Source organism: Nostoc sp. FACHB-190 (assembly GCF_014696905.1).
GTDB lineage: Bacteria > Cyanobacteriota > Cyanobacteriia > Cyanobacteriales > Nostocaceae > Nostoc_B.
Genome location: NZ_JACJQW010000007.1, coordinates 104,002 through 119,501 on the forward strand (window position 1 = coordinate 104,002; position 15,500 = coordinate 119,501).

Annotated in this window: 12 protein-coding genes; 8 read left to right on the forward strand and 4 right to left on the reverse strand. The window is 39.3% G+C overall.

From position 1 onward, the window contains the following. Positions 1-231: 231 nt before the first annotated feature. The gene (locus tag H6G28_RS11000) at positions 232-1,959 is read right to left on the reverse strand and encodes an Rqc2 family fibronectin-binding protein (RefSeq protein WP_190670693.1); all 1,728 of its coding nucleotides are present in this window, start codon (positions 1,957-1,959) and stop codon (positions 232-234) included. Between the two features lie 69 nt (positions 1,960-2,028). Between H6G28_RS11000 and H6G28_RS11005 the strand changes: the two genes are divergently transcribed. Further along, positions 2,029-2,352, forward strand: coding sequence for a hypothetical protein (locus tag H6G28_RS11005; protein WP_190670695.1), 324 nt, complete (start codon positions 2,029-2,031; stop codon positions 2,350-2,352). Between the two features lie 247 nt (positions 2,353-2,599). Continuing rightward, complete coding sequence (locus H6G28_RS11010) at positions 2,600-3,091, forward strand: hypothetical protein (protein WP_190670697.1); 492 nt, start codon at positions 2,600-2,602, stop codon at positions 3,089-3,091. A gap of 136 nt (positions 3,092-3,227) precedes the next feature. On the opposite strand, the gene dacB is transcribed toward H6G28_RS11010, so the two are convergent. Further along, the gene (dacB, locus tag H6G28_RS11015) at positions 3,228-4,715 is read right to left on the reverse strand and encodes a D-alanyl-D-alanine carboxypeptidase/D-alanyl-D-alanine endopeptidase (RefSeq protein ID WP_190670699.1); all 1,488 of its coding nucleotides are present in this window, start codon (positions 4,713-4,715) and stop codon (positions 3,228-3,230) included. 144 nt (positions 4,716-4,859) lie between these two features. On the opposite strand from dacB, the gene H6G28_RS11020 reads away from it, so the two are divergent. From H6G28_RS11020 to H6G28_RS11030, 3 genes are all read left to right on the forward strand, one after another. Beyond that, a complete protein-coding gene (locus tag H6G28_RS11020) occupies positions 4,860-6,377 on the forward strand; it encodes an MBOAT family O-acyltransferase (protein WP_190670701.1) in 1,518 nt (505 codons plus the stop codon). Positions 6,378-6,407: 30 nt separating this feature from the next. Beyond that, positions 6,408-7,406 (forward strand): DUF459 domain-containing protein, encoded by a 999-nt coding sequence (locus H6G28_RS11025; protein WP_190670702.1) that lies wholly within the window; start codon positions 6,408-6,410, stop codon positions 7,404-7,406. A gap of 187 nt (positions 7,407-7,593) precedes the next feature. After that, positions 7,594-8,517 (forward strand): alpha/beta hydrolase, encoded by a 924-nt coding sequence (locus H6G28_RS11030; protein ID WP_199332825.1) that lies wholly within the window; start codon positions 7,594-7,596, stop codon positions 8,515-8,517. A gap of 145 nt (positions 8,518-8,662) precedes the next feature. Here the strand turns inward: H6G28_RS11030 and H6G28_RS11035 are convergent, their stop codons facing one another. Next, positions 8,663-10,576 (reverse strand): heavy metal translocating P-type ATPase, encoded by a 1,914-nt coding sequence (locus H6G28_RS11035; RefSeq protein ID WP_190670704.1) that lies wholly within the window; start codon positions 10,574-10,576, stop codon positions 8,663-8,665. Between the two features lie 261 nt (positions 10,577-10,837). Between H6G28_RS11035 and H6G28_RS11040 the strand changes: the two genes are divergently transcribed. Continuing rightward, positions 10,838-11,587 carry an SDR family oxidoreductase gene (locus H6G28_RS11040; RefSeq protein WP_190670706.1) on the forward strand — a complete coding sequence of 250 codons (750 nt, stop codon included), beginning with the start codon at positions 10,838-10,840 and terminating at the stop codon, positions 11,585-11,587. 181 nt (positions 11,588-11,768) lie between these two features. On the opposite strand, the gene H6G28_RS11045 is transcribed toward H6G28_RS11040, so the two are convergent. Then, positions 11,769-12,377, reverse strand: a complete 609-nt coding sequence (locus H6G28_RS11045) for a Uma2 family endonuclease (protein WP_190592506.1) — start codon at positions 12,375-12,377, stop codon at positions 11,769-11,771. Between the two features lie 665 nt (positions 12,378-13,042). Here H6G28_RS11045 and bchE point away from each other — a divergent pair. Continuing rightward, positions 13,043-14,626 (forward strand): magnesium-protoporphyrin IX monomethyl ester anaerobic oxidative cyclase, encoded by a 1,584-nt coding sequence (bchE, locus tag H6G28_RS11050; RefSeq protein ID WP_190670708.1) that lies wholly within the window; start codon positions 13,043-13,045, stop codon positions 14,624-14,626. Positions 14,627-14,786: 160 nt separating this feature from the next. Beyond that, entirely contained in the window at positions 14,787-15,419 is a 633-nt protein-coding gene (locus H6G28_RS11055) for a glutathione S-transferase family protein (RefSeq protein WP_190670710.1), read from the forward strand. The last annotated feature ends 81 nt before the right edge of the window (positions 15,420-15,500 follow it).

The following is a 15,500-nucleotide window of genomic DNA, read 5'->3' on the forward strand; positions in this document are numbered from 1 at the left end:
AATATTGTAACAGCCAACACAGTTTTTTCTTAAAAATTCACTAAAAAAAGATAAAGCCCGTTCGGATGGGCTTCCATCTTTGAGAATATTTCAACTAACGCGGAAGGTAGAGGGATTTAGGGGGGCAAGGGGGACAAGGGAGACACGGTGGACAAGGGAGACACGGTGGACAAGGGAGACAAGGGAGAAGAATAACAATTGATAACTCCTGCCTTCTGCCTTCTGCCTCCTTCAATGACTATTGACTAACTGTGGTTTTCCCCAGAGAATGCGCTCTTGTTTATAAATGGCAATTCCCGGTTTGGCTCCTTTTGGTTTGTAGACGTACTTGGGCTGGGTGTAGACTACTGGTACTTGGTCGCTTTGACGAGCGCGGCTGTAGTAGGCGGCGAGGTTGGCTGCATATTGCAAATCATCTGTATCGGGAACAGTACCCGCTTCTAAACGCATGAGAATATGGCTTCCCGGAATTTCTTGGGCGTGGAACCACAAGTCATAATCTCCGGCCACCCGAAAAGTTAATTGGTCATTTTGGCGATTATTGCGACCAATTAAGATTTCCCAACCGTTAGGAGTGCGATAACGACGGAAGTTAGTGATAGCAGTTTCGTTAGTGTTGCGATCGCGGTATTGTGGATCTTCTAAATATTTTTGTCCAATTAACTCATCACGGATTTCTTCTAAAGCTTGCAAATCTTCGGCTGTTTCGTAGTTTTCAATTTGCGCGATCGCAGCTTCTACTTGCTCTAAATAATCAATCTCTGATTGTACATCTAACAATAACGGTTCCACTGCCAAACGAGCGCGTTTGAGTTTTTGGTGCTGCTTGTAAAAATTTTGAGCATTCTGCACACCGTTTTTATCAGGCTGAAGTGCGATCGCTACTGGTTCCCCTGTCTCAAAATCAGGTAGAGTGATTTCTTGCATTCCCGCTTGCCAATTTTGCAAGTTAGCCATCAACAAATCTGCTTTTTGGCGATAATCATCAGCTTGATCGGATTGCTGTAACCGAGTTGTAAAGGCTAGGGCTTTGATTTTTAACTTCGTCAGAATATTTTGTAATTTCTGACTCAGTTGATGGCGCAATTGAGCAAATACCTGTTGATTGAGTTGGTCAGTATAATACTTATTCAGCAAGCTTTGAGTATCTTTGACTAGCGCAACCGCACCCCAACCCATCACGGTGTAACCAGTTGCTGTCCAAGCTGGTTGGAATTTACCAACATTTAAAGCTTGTAGCCATTCTTGCCAACATTCAAAGAGTTTTTGCCAATCGTCAGAACTTAGTTGATCAGTAGTTGTGTCTGGTGCAATACTCGCAGCTAACAGCAGAGAATCTACCAGTGATGCACTTAAACCGCTATAACTTTTGATCAGTTGACGCTTAATTGCACCGGGAACTAAACTCACCCTTTCTTGCCAACGTGCTTGAGATTCGCTCAAACTGGGAACCGGGCCTGTGAGTTTGGGGGGAAATTCGTAAAGCTGTCCAGTTTGAATTGGTCGGACACTCGATTGCTGTTCACTAACTTGATGGGCAGCCGTAATGATGAAATTATTGGCATCAGTCAAAATCGCATTACTGTATTTGCCCATAATTTCCACATACAAGTGATATAGGGCAGATTCTCCTGGACGACGGGCAAATTGTAAATCAATCGCCCTCTCCCAAGGTGCGATCGCTTCAATGGCAATTAAAGCCAAGCCGCCCAATTGATGTACTAGTTGCTGGCTAAATGTAAAAGTATCAGGCGATCGCGGCGGCGGATCACCAATACAAATCCGTGCAGCTTGCGGATGCCAAGAAATTTCCAGCCAACCCCGTTGTTTCAGGGTGCGTAATGCGATAGAAATAGTGTAGCGATCGCGCTGATAAACTTGTTCTAAACGCGATGGCAGCCAGTAAGCGCGTAGTTCGCTACAAGCAGAAGTCAGGGTGGTAAAGTCAACTGGTTGCACAACAAATCATTGGCGTTCAAACGTCGATGCTCAGTATATGCTATCTTGTCTAGCTCTGATTGGCATACTATGAAAAAGATAAAATCTTCCACATCCTCCCGCCTTCTCATAGCTACAGTCGTCACTACAGGCGTATTGTCATTAATCACTCCAGTTAATGCTCAACAAACTCCTGAAACTGTAGCTAACGGCATTTACCATCCGCGAGAGGCAGCATTTTTCCGTGAGGGAAGGGACAAATTTGAACGAGAAATAGAATTTTTATCAACAAATAGCATTTCTGCTCCCGAAAACATCCTCAAAATTACTCCAGCAAAAACACCCGTAATTCAGCAACCACCTTTAGATAACCCTGAATCTTTACCAGGTAAAAAAGCTCTACCGTCAAATTAATCACAACCTTATCTACCTGGAAATTATTACAATACGAACAAAATAATTACCAGATTTCTATCCCCGACTTATTAAAAAAGTAGGGGATATTTTTTCATGAATAATTACAACCGAATTTATAACTTTAACTACAATGCCATCTTCCTAGAGATACTAAAATTCTTCCTAAAGTTTGTCTATATTTTGAGCATAATTTTGTTGCTAAAAGGTAGCAAAAGTGAACTAGTAATTTCTAGAGGATTAAAGCATGAGTTTGCTACTTACAACATTCACCCAACACCTAAACCTTTCCCAAGCACAACTAGAATCTATCCTGTCAAAATCACTGAGTGAAGTACTGATTTTGCCAGAATTGCAACAAGAATTAGCGAGTTTAGATATTAAATTGCTCAAAGAAACATTACCTACAGCCGGAGCAGTTTTAGCCCAAGAATTACCACCTTTTTACAATTGGTTAAAAAACGAGTTGGGTGTTAAACGTGTTCCCGACAGTCCAGATCATGCAACTGCGTGGGTAATTGGTTTTGTGAACAATCAAGAAAGTTTAACTCACTTAGTTGAATTACATCGCCCTGTACCACGTCCAGCTTTAGAAGCTTCAGTTCCTCGCCTGATAGGGTTATTTGATGGTGTAGAAAATCCAGTAGTCAGAAAAGAATGGCAAAAAGCGATCGCAGCTTTATGCTTAGTCTTAGTAGTCGATGCTCGTGAAAAAAAGAAAATCTCTCTTGCTGCTTAAAACCTTGAGTCTGTACCCAGGAGTGTCACAAGCCAAAGCAAGCATTGAAGATATGAATACAGGACTTACGCAAAAAACCTCTCAAACTCTCATTCCTGAGTTACATAGCCTCTGCGTAAGTCCTAGTTAATTAGAACTAACAATTACGACGTAGCTGTGTTAATAGAACAACAATCTCATCAACAGCTTGGCGAATTGTACTAGCTGGTTGATCAGATTGATTCACAATAATGCTAAAAACTAATGGTTCATACTGTGGTGAATCTATATATCCTGAGAGAGCAACTACTCCTCTTAAAGTACCTGTTTTAGCTTGTACAATTCCCTCGGCTGATGTGTTGCGAAAGCGATTTTTTAAACTACCACTCACTCCAGCTACAGGTAAAGTCGCACGAAAAACTTTGGCTTCTGGGGATGCTGCGATCGCTTCTAACAATTGTACCAAAGCTTCTGGACTAATTAAATTTTTCCGCGATAAACCAGAACCATCAAATACGCTATAACTGTTGGGTTTAACTCCAAATTGAGTTAAGGTTTCTTGCATAACTTTCAAACCAACATCAGCAGTATTTTGATTTTTGGTTAATTGTTGTTTATGCGCTAAAGTTCTTAATAAAGCCTCGGCAAATAAATTATTACTATTAACATTAGTTTCAGTTAATAAATCAGACAAAGGTGGAGATTCAATTGCAGCAACTTCGCGTTCATTATTACCACCATTAACAATAGATGTTTGCTGCACAGAAATTCCGGTTGCTGCTAAACTTTGGCGAAATTTACGTAAGAAATTTTGTGTAGGATCAAAAACTGCGATCGCAGTAACTTCTGGTGCAGCATTCACAGGTAATTGTCCTTGTAAATACAGCACCGCCCCTTTTAAATCACGCTTAATTTCTACTAACCCTGGTTCATCTTTCTGCACAGTTACAGAATTATTTTCGACTCGCCATTGATATGCTTCTGTAGGATCAGCCCATTTAATTTGTAATGGGTTGCCTACTGTTTGTGGCAACAAAGTTAACACGGCAGCATTTTCATTTAAAATTAAACTATTAACTGGTGCGCCATAATCAGCTTGCACATCTTCCCATTGCCAACTCGGATTTACAACATCTCCTTGAAAGTAACTATCATCAGCAATTAAATTAGTAACTTGAGTAATTCCCTGTTGGCGTAATTGCTTGGCTAATTCTGTTAATTGAGCATTTTTTAAACTCGGATCTCCCCTACCAACAACACGCAAACTACCATCAGCATCTTGATAAACAGAAGTACGAATGCGAAAATCTGCGCCTAATTGTTTTAGTGCTGTGGCTGTAGTTAACAACTTAGTATTAGAAGCAGGAATAAAATATTTCTCCCCATCACGGTTATAAAGAGTTTGGGTAGAAACTAAATTTTTCACTAAAATTCCCCAACGGGCGCGACTAAACAAAGGACGATTAATAGTAGTATCTATCAGTGCGCCTAATTGGGCAGGACAGACTGATTTTGTTGTAGATGTAGGGGAAGCTGGAGTTTGGGCTGTAACTGCTTGTTGAGTAATACCAATGTGCATCCCCAGAAACAGTAGGATTAAACTCAGAGAAACTTTGTGTGTTTGGCGATTAATTCTGCTCAACATTGGTTTTAGTATATTCACTCACAAGTATCGTTTATTTATTTAAGCATTGACTTTGGAACGAGTGAATACACCGAAGACAAAATTTACTAATCTCAACCACAATATACTTACTTATTCACACACATCTGCATCCTAAAACTATCAGTGTTATTCCCTACATACGATTTTTTCCTATTCTTTATAGGTACATTTGCTTGTGCCGGTTTTTTAAAATCTCACGTTCTGGCTTACAAATATTTTCTGTTAATTGTTAATGTAATTTTTTATGCTTTTTTTGGCTGGCATTTTCTAGAATTGTTAAGTGCCAATGTTATAACTAATTATTTAATACTTGAAGGTATAAGTACAGGTAAAAATAGACGCTTTTTTCTTGTCTTTGGTATAGTTATTAACTTGGTATATCTAGGCTTCTTTAAATATTATAATTTTTTCATTGATTCCTTACAAGAAGTATTAAATACATTCAAAATTTCCAGTGAGATTCCAATTTTACAAGTTTTAATCCCAGTTGGAATTTCCTTCTACACATTCCGAGTTATTTCTCATTTAATTGACTGCTATAAAAATCAACTTGCTTGTCCCAAGTTTTTAGATTATGCAGTTTATATTACTTACTTTCCACAAATTGCTTCAGGGCCAATAGCTAGAGCAACAGAATTTTATCAACAGTTAAACAGTGAGAAAAAATATAATTATCAGATAGAAAGAGTTATTATTTTGATAATTTCTGGTCTGTTTAAGAAATACACTTTATCGAGTTTTTTATTTAACTTTATCAAAGTACCGTTTCAACTACCAGAACAATACTCAAGTTTCGATTTAATTTTAGCGGCACTAGCTTATTCTTGCTATATATATGTTGATTTTAGTGGTTATTCTGATTTAGCCAATGCTATTTCTAGTTTGTTAGGATTTCCGCCAGTGCTTAATTTTAATATGCCTTACTGCGCTCAAAGTTTGCAGGAGTTTTGGCGTAGATGGCACATTAGTCTTTCAGAATGGTTGCGAGATTATTTATATATTTCCTTGGGAGGAAGCCGTAAGGGGAATTTGAGGAAACATTTTAATTTACTAATGACGATGGTAATTGGTGGTTTTTGGCATGGTGCAGGTGTGAATTTCTTGATTTGGGGATTTTTGCATGGAATTGGTTTGGTTTTTACTCACCTTGTGAAAGATTTGATGAAAAACTTTCATCCCAAAAAGCAATCTGATCAGTCTTTAACTAGCAGCCATATTATTGTTTTTTCACGGAGGAGTCAAACACAAGTTTGGTTGAATTGGTGCCGATTTTATTTTCGACAAACTGTATATATATTTAAGCCGATATTTGCCTGTGCTTTGACTTTTAGTTATGTAAGTTTATGTTGGATATTTTTCAATACATCTAACTGGGAGACTGCACTGAAATTTTTACAGCAGATGGTGAATTTCTCCTCAAATTTGGAGTTGCGATCGCAATTTAATCTTTGGCAGTTATATATCACGTTCGCCATCATATTTATGATGAATTTTTATGGAGATAAAATTAGTGTTTATTTACAAAACCTCTTAGCCAAGCGGAATTTCATCATTCAAGCCATACTGACATCTACCTTGCTATATATCGTATTTAGATTAGGGCCAAATACCGTACCGCCATTTGTTTATTTTGGTTTCTAAGTTATTGAAATATTTCTGATAATTATTAATATGATGCAAGACTTAAAGTTTTTAGCTCTTTGTGGTTTAGTTACTTACAGTCTAGTGATGGTGAATGAACCTATCTTTCTGAAAAGTTTAGGTTCTAGCCCCATCGCACCCAGCGAAGTTAAACAAATAGCCCAACAAGTTGAACTAGAAGGACTTAGTAAAGTTGAATCTGATTTTTGGGATAGTATCAAAGAAATTGATGGTAAATCTCAAGCCACAGCACAAGCTACAGAAGTTCCTATAAAACCTGAACCTCAGATTCCAAAAAAGCCTGAAACTACTATTCCAACCCCATCAGTTACTAGTCCACCTATCAAGCAAGCAGAACCAGCAAAACGTTTCTTATTGCTGGGTGATTCGATTATGAGTTTTTTGGGAGTTGCATTTGAGAATGATGTCAAAAAATCCGATTATGGCTTGGAAAGTATTAAAGTTTTTTATAAAATCTCCACAGGCTTAAATCGCATCGATTTTTATGATTGGTATTCCCGCACACGCGAACTGATTCAACAAAATAACCCTGATATAATGGTAGTGATTTTTGGTGGTAATGATGACCAGAATATTTTAGATGCTAACAAAAAGTTGTATGCAGAATTAACTCCAGAGTGGGAAAAAGCTTATGAAGAACGTGTCGAAAGATATGCAAAATTACTCGATGAATATCCCGTCAAAAAAGTTTACTGGATAGGTCATCCAATATCGAATGTGGCTAGATATAATAAATTCTTTCCTATTTTTAATCGAATTTATCAAAAAGTCTCAGCCGTTCACCCTAAAATCGAATTTGTTGATTATTGGAATACCTTTGCTGTCAACGGTAAATTTTCGCCTATAGCGGCAGATAGTACAGGGAGAAAAGCAAGAGTTCGGTATAACGATGGCTTACATCCAACTGAGCATGGCGCTAAAATTATGATTGAAATTCTCAAAAAAAGAATGATAGATGAAGGTGTCTTAAAACCAAAGTTAAAACCTGCGACTCATCTGAAAAAATAATTGATATGAATAAGAGACTTCAGGGAGAAAAGGTAGACAAGGTAGACAAGGGAGATAGAGGTTTTTAAATTATTTAGGAATGCTATAGCTCTTTATAGTCTGCTGATGTAAAAATTTATCTGCGTCCATCCGCGTCCATCTGCGGTTAATTATTCCTGAAACATATCACCTCTATTTAATTAGTTTTATGATACTTAAAAATAAATCACATCGTCAGTTTTATCTCCTTGCGGCTATTGTTACTCTCGCTATTATAATTTTGAATAGTGGGCAAGTCTTTGCTAATCAGCTTGCACAGGTAAATCAACGCCAAGTTTATAATTTAGAACGCAACATTGTTTATGAACAAGTAAATGAAACTAAATTAACTCTTGATGTTTACAAAAACAAAAAATCTGGCTTAAGTCCGACATTAATGGTAATTCATGGCGGAGGTTGGATTAAAGGTGAAAAAGAAGATGAGTTATTTTTTAAACCTTATTTTGATTGGGGATTTTCTGTAGTTAATATTGAATATAGATTAGCAAAGGTAGCATTAGCACCAGCCGCAGTGGAAGATGCTCTATGTGCTTTAAATTGGGTAGTTAATAACGCCTCAAAATATAACTTTGATACCAAGAAAATTGTGTTGACTGGCTTTTCCGCAGGTGGACATCTATCATTAACTACGGGAATGATGCCTGATGTGAAAAAATTTAATCAAAACTGCCCCGAAAGCAAACCAACAAAAGTTGCTGCCATAGTTAATTGGTCGGGAATTACTGATGTGAATGATTTGTTAATTGGACGTAATCAAAAATATTTTGCTGTGCAATGGTTTGGTAATCGTAATTCTCCGCGAGAAATAGAAATTGCGAAAAGTGTTTCTCCAATTAATTTTGTGCGTCCAAATCTTCCCCCAATTCTAACCATACATGGTGAAAAAGATAATTTTGTGCCTTATAGTCATGCAGTGAGACTACACCAAGCATTGCGTCAAGCTGGAACTGTCAATCAATTATTTACTGTGAAAGGTGCAGAACATGGCGGTTTTAGTAAAGCGCAAAAAAGACGAATTTATGCAGCTATTAAAACATTCTTGATTAAGCAAGGTGTGATTAGGAATAATTGATACAGCTTTCAATGAAAGAGAGGCTAGAGGCTAGTACAACAAGGTAAAAGTAAAAAGTTGAGCAGAACAGTAGCGAAACCCAACATTCTCAAGACTTTGTTGGGTTTTGTTCCTCAAATTAATCTACGCTTTTTCAAACATCCTCTTAGAATCTCCTCAGCAAGCGCAAGCCGTTCAGAGTAACTAACACTGTTGAACCTTCATGGCCAATGACACCGATGGGGAGGTTAATATTCCCCACAAAGTTAGCCAGCATTAACAAAATAATAGATGTGAGTGCAAAAGTAATGTTTTGTTTAATAATAAATTGCGATCGCCTGCCGAGTTCCATTGCGACAACCATTTTTTCGAGTCTGTCTGCGATTAAAACAATATCTGCCGTTTCTAAGGCGACATCACTACCCGCGCCACCCATTGCTATGCCTACAGATGCTTGGGCTAAAGCAGGCGCATCGTTGATTCCATCTCCCACCATTGCTACAGTTTGATATTGTTTCTGCAAGTTGCGGATGAGATTGAGTTTATCTTCTGGTAGGAGTTGGGCGTAAACCTGAGTGATGCCTATGGTTTGAGCGACACTTTGGGCTGTACGCTGGTTATCGCCTGTCATCATGACAATTTCTTCCACTCCCAACTGACGCAGGCGGCGAATGGTAGCGGCAGCTTCTGGTCTAATCATATCTGCAATGGCGATCGCGCCGATAACTTCCGCATTTTGGGCAACCCAAACCACAGTTCTGCCCTCAGATTCCCAACTATGCGCCAAATCTTGTAATTTATTGGGTAGCTGTGTCACATATTGCTGAATAAAAGCAGCATTGCCCACGGTAATTTTTTGGTGGTTGAGTATTCCCACAATACCTTGTCCTGGTATCGCTTGCACATCAGTACCCCGTTGCCAATTTAAATCACTTGCTGCTTGGACAATGGCTTTGGCTATCGGATGTTCGGAAGATGCTTCTAAGGCGGCTGCTACTTTTAACACGTCTGCTTGTGTATATTCCTCACTGGGCATTACCTGAGATACTTGCACTTGTCCTGTAGTTAAAGTACCAGTTTTATCAAAAGCGATCGCCCGGACTTTACCCATATTCTCTAACTGTGCGCCATTTTTGAATAAAATCCCTTGTTTCGCGCCATTGGCAATACCTGATAATAATGCTGGCATAATTGCCGCCATCAACGCACAAGGAGAAGCCACCACTAAAAAAGTCAAAGCCCGATAAATCGTCGTTTCCCAATCCCAAGCCCAAATAAACGGCGGTAATATTGCCAGCAATATGCCGGAAATCACAATTACCTTGGCATATCCCCGTTCAAATTTTTCGATAAACTCTTGGGAAGGTGGCGCTGTTTCTTGGGCTTCTGCGACTAACTTAATCACTCGTTGAATCAAATTACTCGCAGCAGGTTTGTGAACTTGTAATTTCAGCGCCCCATAACCATTAAGTGTCCCCGCAAACACTTCTTCACCGACTGTCTTTTCTACAGGTAAAGATTCCCCAGTAATCGCCGCTTGATTAATCGTGCTGTAACCAGACAAAATGATCCCATCGGTGGGAATTAACTCTCCGGGTTTGACAATAATTTCATCTCCCACCTTTAATTGGCTAATGGGTAGCATCTGTTCTTGTCCCTGATGCAAAACCCTGGCTGTATCTGGTGTCAAACTCATCAAACTGCGAATACTCCGTTCAGTGCGCCCCATTGCGTAACCTTCCAACGCGCCACTAATCGCAAAAATCAGAATTAACACCGCGCCATCAAGAATCAGGTGATATTCTCTGCGCCATAAACCCAAACCAGCCGCACCAACAGCCGCCACAATCATCAGCAAATCTACATCTAGCTCTTTTTCTTTAATTAATGTCGTTATTCCCTCACGGGCGCTTTCATAACCACCAATGATATAAGCAGCAGGTAACAACAGCATTGCCCATCCCAGCCAACCCAGATGTAAGGCGAACCATCCGAGAAACAACAACAGCCCACAAACCAAGGCTGCTAAGATATCGGCGTGTTCTTTTGTGAATTTGGTGAAATGCTGTGGGTAAACCATGAGAGTGAATTTATTGACAACTGATCTCACGTTAAACCTTGACATTAATGTTAAGGTCAAGCAATTGTTTTTCCACAAGACTTAGGCACAAAGAATGGGTGTGAGGGTATAAGGGTGTGGGAGGATGGTGAAGAAATCTTTCCCCCCACACTCCCCACACTCCCCACACTCCCCACACCCCCATACTCCCCACACCCCCATACCCCTTCACCCTTCCTAAACCTTTGATTTTTAATTCCTATCCACCAGGAGGCATTATAAATGGCACGCTTGCATAACAAAACTGCTGTGATTACCGGAGGTACATCGGGTATTGGTTTTGAGACGGCAAAACAGTTTATTGCGGAAGGTGCGCGAGTAATTATTACTGGGCAAGATGAACAACGTTTACACACCGCAGCCCAAGCACTCAATTCTCAGGTAATTCCAGTATTAGCAGATGTGCGATCGCTTTCTCAACTTGATAATTTAGCAGCACGAGTTAAATTAGAATTTGGCAGTCTTGATATTTTATTCGCCAACGCCGGTGTCGGATTTTTTGCCGCTTTAGAAGCAATGGACGAAACCTTGTATGACAATCAATTTGATATCAACGTTAAAGGTGTGTTTTTCACTGTACAAAAGCTGTCTGGCTTACTGAATCCCGGCGCTAGTGTCATCTTAAATGCTTCATCAGTCAATGAAAAGGGTATGGCAATGGGCAGTGTCTATTGTGCGACAAAAGCGGCTGTGCGCTCCTTGGCTCGCAATTTAGCGGCAGAATTAGGATCGCGCCAAATTAGGGTGAATGCCATTAGCCCTGGTTTAATACCTACTGATTTTCAAACCAAAATGGGTTTATCGCCAGAAGCCCTGGAAAATTTTGGCAATTATATTAAGCAAACCGTACCTTTAGAACGCTTTGGTAAACCCGAAGAAATTGCGGCGGCGGTAGTGTTTCTGGCTAGTGATGAGTCATCTTATATAACTGCGGCAGATTTAGTGGTTGATGGCGGCTATATGAACGTTTAGTAATGTAGCAAGGCTAAAATAGGAGCAGTGCGATCGCCCTACCTGTCAACAGCCGCTAAAATAAAAGGTTGGGTTGAGGAAACGACACCCAACAAAATGCAGCCATTGATAGAAGTTTTCACTCTGTTACAAGAGCAAATTTATCTAATAAGTTTACTAGCAGCAATTTTGATTAGATTGCTCACAAAACAACCTGAAAAATTTGTTCAGCAGTCAAACTTAACTCTGGAAAAGAAAGTGATTGAATTCGGTCACTCCCTCGAAACTGAGTAATTTGATACTCACCTTCAATTAGTGTGTAAACTGATATTGTTGGCTGTTTAGGACTGCCAATAAACCGCTTTCCACCTAAAGCTGCATAGTCAACAATCCAATATTCGGCAATTCCTATTTCTTCATATTCAGCAAATTTCAGGAAATAGTCATCACGCCAGTTAGTACTAACTACTTCCACTATTAGTGGAATTGATTCTGCTTGTGAAACAGTAGATGATTTCTGCCAAAGTGGTTCATTCACTAAATTAGGCAGATTCAATACTAAAACATCAGGGATGTAACCAGATTTTTTATCTACAGCTTTCACTAATGCTTGACTAGGAATTGTATAAGCCAAATTCTGAGAACGAATTTCAAAGTTAAGTTCTCTAATTAAAAATGCCCTAACTAACTCATGGTCGCCAGTTGGCTGCATTTCAACTATTACTCCTTTATGTAATTCATATCGACCATTATCTGGTTTCCATTCTAGGAATTCTTCAAAAGTTACTGGCTCTACTAAAGGTTGAAACATCATTTTGCCCCTTTCAATCTCCCACAATCATTCTACGCCGCGCTTTCTCGTCCTTGATCACCTGTGCTTCTGAACCATCGGGGTGCATGTATCTAAAACCCTTACACCCTTACACCCAATCTTTACAGACAATCTTGGTGCGTAAGTGCCTATAGGAATATGGTTTGATTCCTGAATCTAGTTGTGTAAGCAGGGAGTAGGGAATGGGGAGTAGGAAGTAGGAAAGACGGCTGATCTGGGTGTACTGATTTTTTTCATAAATCAAATATAAGTCCTATATTAAGTTTTGAAAAATTAGCTATGTCTTTTAAAATCATAACTATATAGTTATGAAAGCTAACTTGGGTTAAATTTGAAAGTCAAAAACTTTTAGTTGATTTTAAGTTTTTCTTAAGAATTTGATTGCCAAGCTTTAGCAAGTGTTTGTATTTTAATCAGCAGAAACTTATCGGTCAAGAGTAAGAATTCAGAACCTAGAAGTTAGGGGAAAGAAGCATAATTGCTACCTTGAGTTATTACCTTTTCCCTGAGTCGTATAACTATTATAACTTCTGGATTCTTACGATAAATATTTCTGTGATTCTGCACTTGCTAGAAGTAGGCTAACAAAATTACAAGTGTAAAATTCTCTGTTCTTCTGATAAAAATTAGAAGGTAGGTAGAACATGCGGATTCTGATGATTCAACCTAATTACCATTCTGGTGGTGCGGAAATTGCCGGAAATTGGCCGCCAAGTTGGGTTCCTTATGTTGGTGGAGCTTTAAAAGCTTATGGCTTCAATAATATTCGTTTTATTGATGCGATGACCGACCATATTGCGGATGATCGTTTAAGGCAAATGGTTGCTGAACATCAGCCGGATATAGTATTGGCGACAGCAATCACGCCAATGATTTATCAATCGCAAACAACGCTCAAGATAGTTAAAGAAGTTTGCCCAGAAGCAACAACAATTATGGGTGGAGTCCACCCTACTTATATGTATAATGAAGTCCTCCATGAAGCGCCTTGGGTGGATTACATTATTAGAGGAGAAGGAGAGGAAATTACAGTTAATTTAGTGAAAGCGATCGCTAATGCTACAGTCGAGAGTGAGCGACGTAATATTTTAGGTATTGCTTTCTTAGAAAATGGACAGGTTGTGGCGACACCAGCCCATCCACCAATTGCAGATTTAGATACCCTAACCCCTGATTGGAGCTTGTTGGACTGGAGCAAATATATTTATACTCCCCTGAATGTGCGAGTTGCAGTGCCTAATTATGCTAGAGGCTGTCCTTTTACTTGCCGTTTTTGTTCTCAATGGAAATTTTGGCGCAAGTACCGTTCTAGTAGTCCCAAGAAATTTGTCGATCAAATTGAAATTTTAGTCAAAAAACATCAAGTAGGTTTTTTCATTTTGGCAGATGAAGAACCAACCATTAATAAACCAAAATTTATCGCTTTATGTAACGAATTAATTGAACGCAATTTAGGTGTTTACTGGGGAATAAATACCAGGGTGACAGATATATTGCGGGATGAAGAAGATTTACCACTTTATCGTCAAGCTGGGCTAGTGCATGTTTCCTTGGGTACGGAAGCAGCAGCACAGCTAAAGTTGAATTTGTTCCGCAAAGAAACGACAATTGAACAAAACAAGCGGGCGATTCAATTACTGCGGCAAAATGGGATGGTAGCGGAAGCTCAATTTATTATGGGCTTGGAAAACGAAACCCCAGAAACCATTGAGCAAACTTATCAGATGGCTTTGGACTGGAAAGCTGATATGGTGAACTGGAATATGTTTACTCCTTGGCCATTTTCGGAGTTATTTGAGGAGTTAGGCGATCGCGTAGAAGTGCGAGATTATTCTCAATATAACTTTGTGACTCCCATTATGAAACCGGAGGCAATGGAACGGGAAGAAGTTCTCAAAGGCGTGTTACGTAACTACGCCCGATTTTACCTGCGTAAAACAATAGAATACTGGTTTGAGAAAGACCCATTTAAGCGTAAATATCTTTTAGAGTGTCTCAAAGCATTTGTGAAAACAACTTTCAACAAAAGTTTCTACAATCTCCAACGGGTTAAATACAAAGGTTTGCACACCGAAATTGAGCTAGGGTTTGATAAGTCCAAAGTTCTCACCCGCGAACAAATTAATCAACGCAAGCAGGAACATCCAGAATTAATGGCAGATGTCAATTTTGCGGGGAATATTTCTGCTTGTGGCGCTCCCAATGATCTACCAGAATTTATTGAGTAATTACTAATTTGTCAGGGTGGGTTTACCCAGATCATCGTTAATCATCTCAACCCGCCCCTATAAATGTTGCTCTTGTCTCATTTCCAACCATCACCGCGATCGCATTTGTTGATACAGTATCTTTGTCCTGATTGGATTTTGGCAGAAAAATCTCAAAATTATGGCAAAGCTTACTGTTTACGGAACTCCTCTGAGTACTTATGTTCGGACTGTCCGATTGTTACTTGAGGAAGCAGGTGTAGACTATACCGTTCAAGACATTGATATCTTCAAAGGTGAAAATCAGTCGCCAGAGTACCTTGCCAAAAATCCTTTTGGTAAAGTGCCAACATTGGAAGTAGATGGAGAAGTAATTTATGAAACTCCAGCAATTACTGATTACCTGAATACAGTCTTTGCCAATAATCAGTTCAGCCCATCCGAACCGATGCTTCAAGCTCGGATGCGCCAGATTATCACAATTATTGATAACTATTTTTATCCTGCTGCAATTAGTAAAATTGTCATTCAACGTCTGATTGTGCCAATTCGCGGTGGTAAGCCAGATAAGGAGCAAATACAAAATGCGATCGCACCTGCACAAAAAGCAATCCAAGCAATTGAATCGATAACTGTTGGTAGCCCATATCTACTCGGTAGCCAGCTAACTATTGCCGATTTTTACCTCATTCCTGTTTTTATTTACCTTTCTCAAACTCCAGAGTATGAGGCGATTACTGCTCAAACTCCCAAATTGCAAGTTTGGTGGGATGCAGTTAAACCACTTCCGAATGTGAATAAAGTCTGTGCTTGAAGAATTTAGGAGTCAGAATCAATCCAATACATGTCGGTTAACATCTAAATCTTGTTCAGATCCCCCCAACCCCCCTTAAAA

Excerpts from the sequence above, each read along its gene's own strand:
- bchE (WP_190670708.1), top strand. The coding sequence starts at position 13,043 with ATGCGGATTCTGATGATTCAACCTAATTACCATTCTGGTGGTGCGGAA.
- H6G28_RS11035 (WP_190670704.1), bottom strand. The coding sequence starts at position 10,576 with ATGGTTTACCCACAGCATTTCACCAAATTCACAAAAGAACACGCCGAT.
- dacB (WP_190670699.1), bottom strand. The coding sequence starts at position 4,715 with ATGTTGAGCAGAATTAATCGCCAAACACACAAAGTTTCTCTGAGTTTA.
- H6G28_RS11045 (WP_190592506.1), bottom strand. The coding sequence starts at position 12,377 with ATGTTTCAACCTTTAGTAGAGCCAGTAACTTTTGAAGAATTCCTAGAA.
- H6G28_RS11055 (WP_190670710.1), top strand. The coding sequence starts at position 14,787 with ATGGCAAAGCTTACTGTTTACGGAACTCCTCTGAGTACTTATGTTCGG.
- H6G28_RS11030 (WP_199332825.1), top strand. The coding sequence starts at position 7,594 with ATGATACTTAAAAATAAATCACATCGTCAGTTTTATCTCCTTGCGGCT.
- H6G28_RS11025 (WP_190670702.1), top strand. The coding sequence starts at position 6,408 with ATGATGCAAGACTTAAAGTTTTTAGCTCTTTGTGGTTTAGTTACTTAC.
- H6G28_RS11005 (WP_190670695.1), top strand. The coding sequence starts at position 2,029 with ATGAAAAAGATAAAATCTTCCACATCCTCCCGCCTTCTCATAGCTACA.
- H6G28_RS11010 (WP_190670697.1), top strand. The coding sequence starts at position 2,600 with ATGAGTTTGCTACTTACAACATTCACCCAACACCTAAACCTTTCCCAA.
- H6G28_RS11040 (WP_190670706.1), top strand. The coding sequence starts at position 10,838 with ATGGCACGCTTGCATAACAAAACTGCTGTGATTACCGGAGGTACATCG.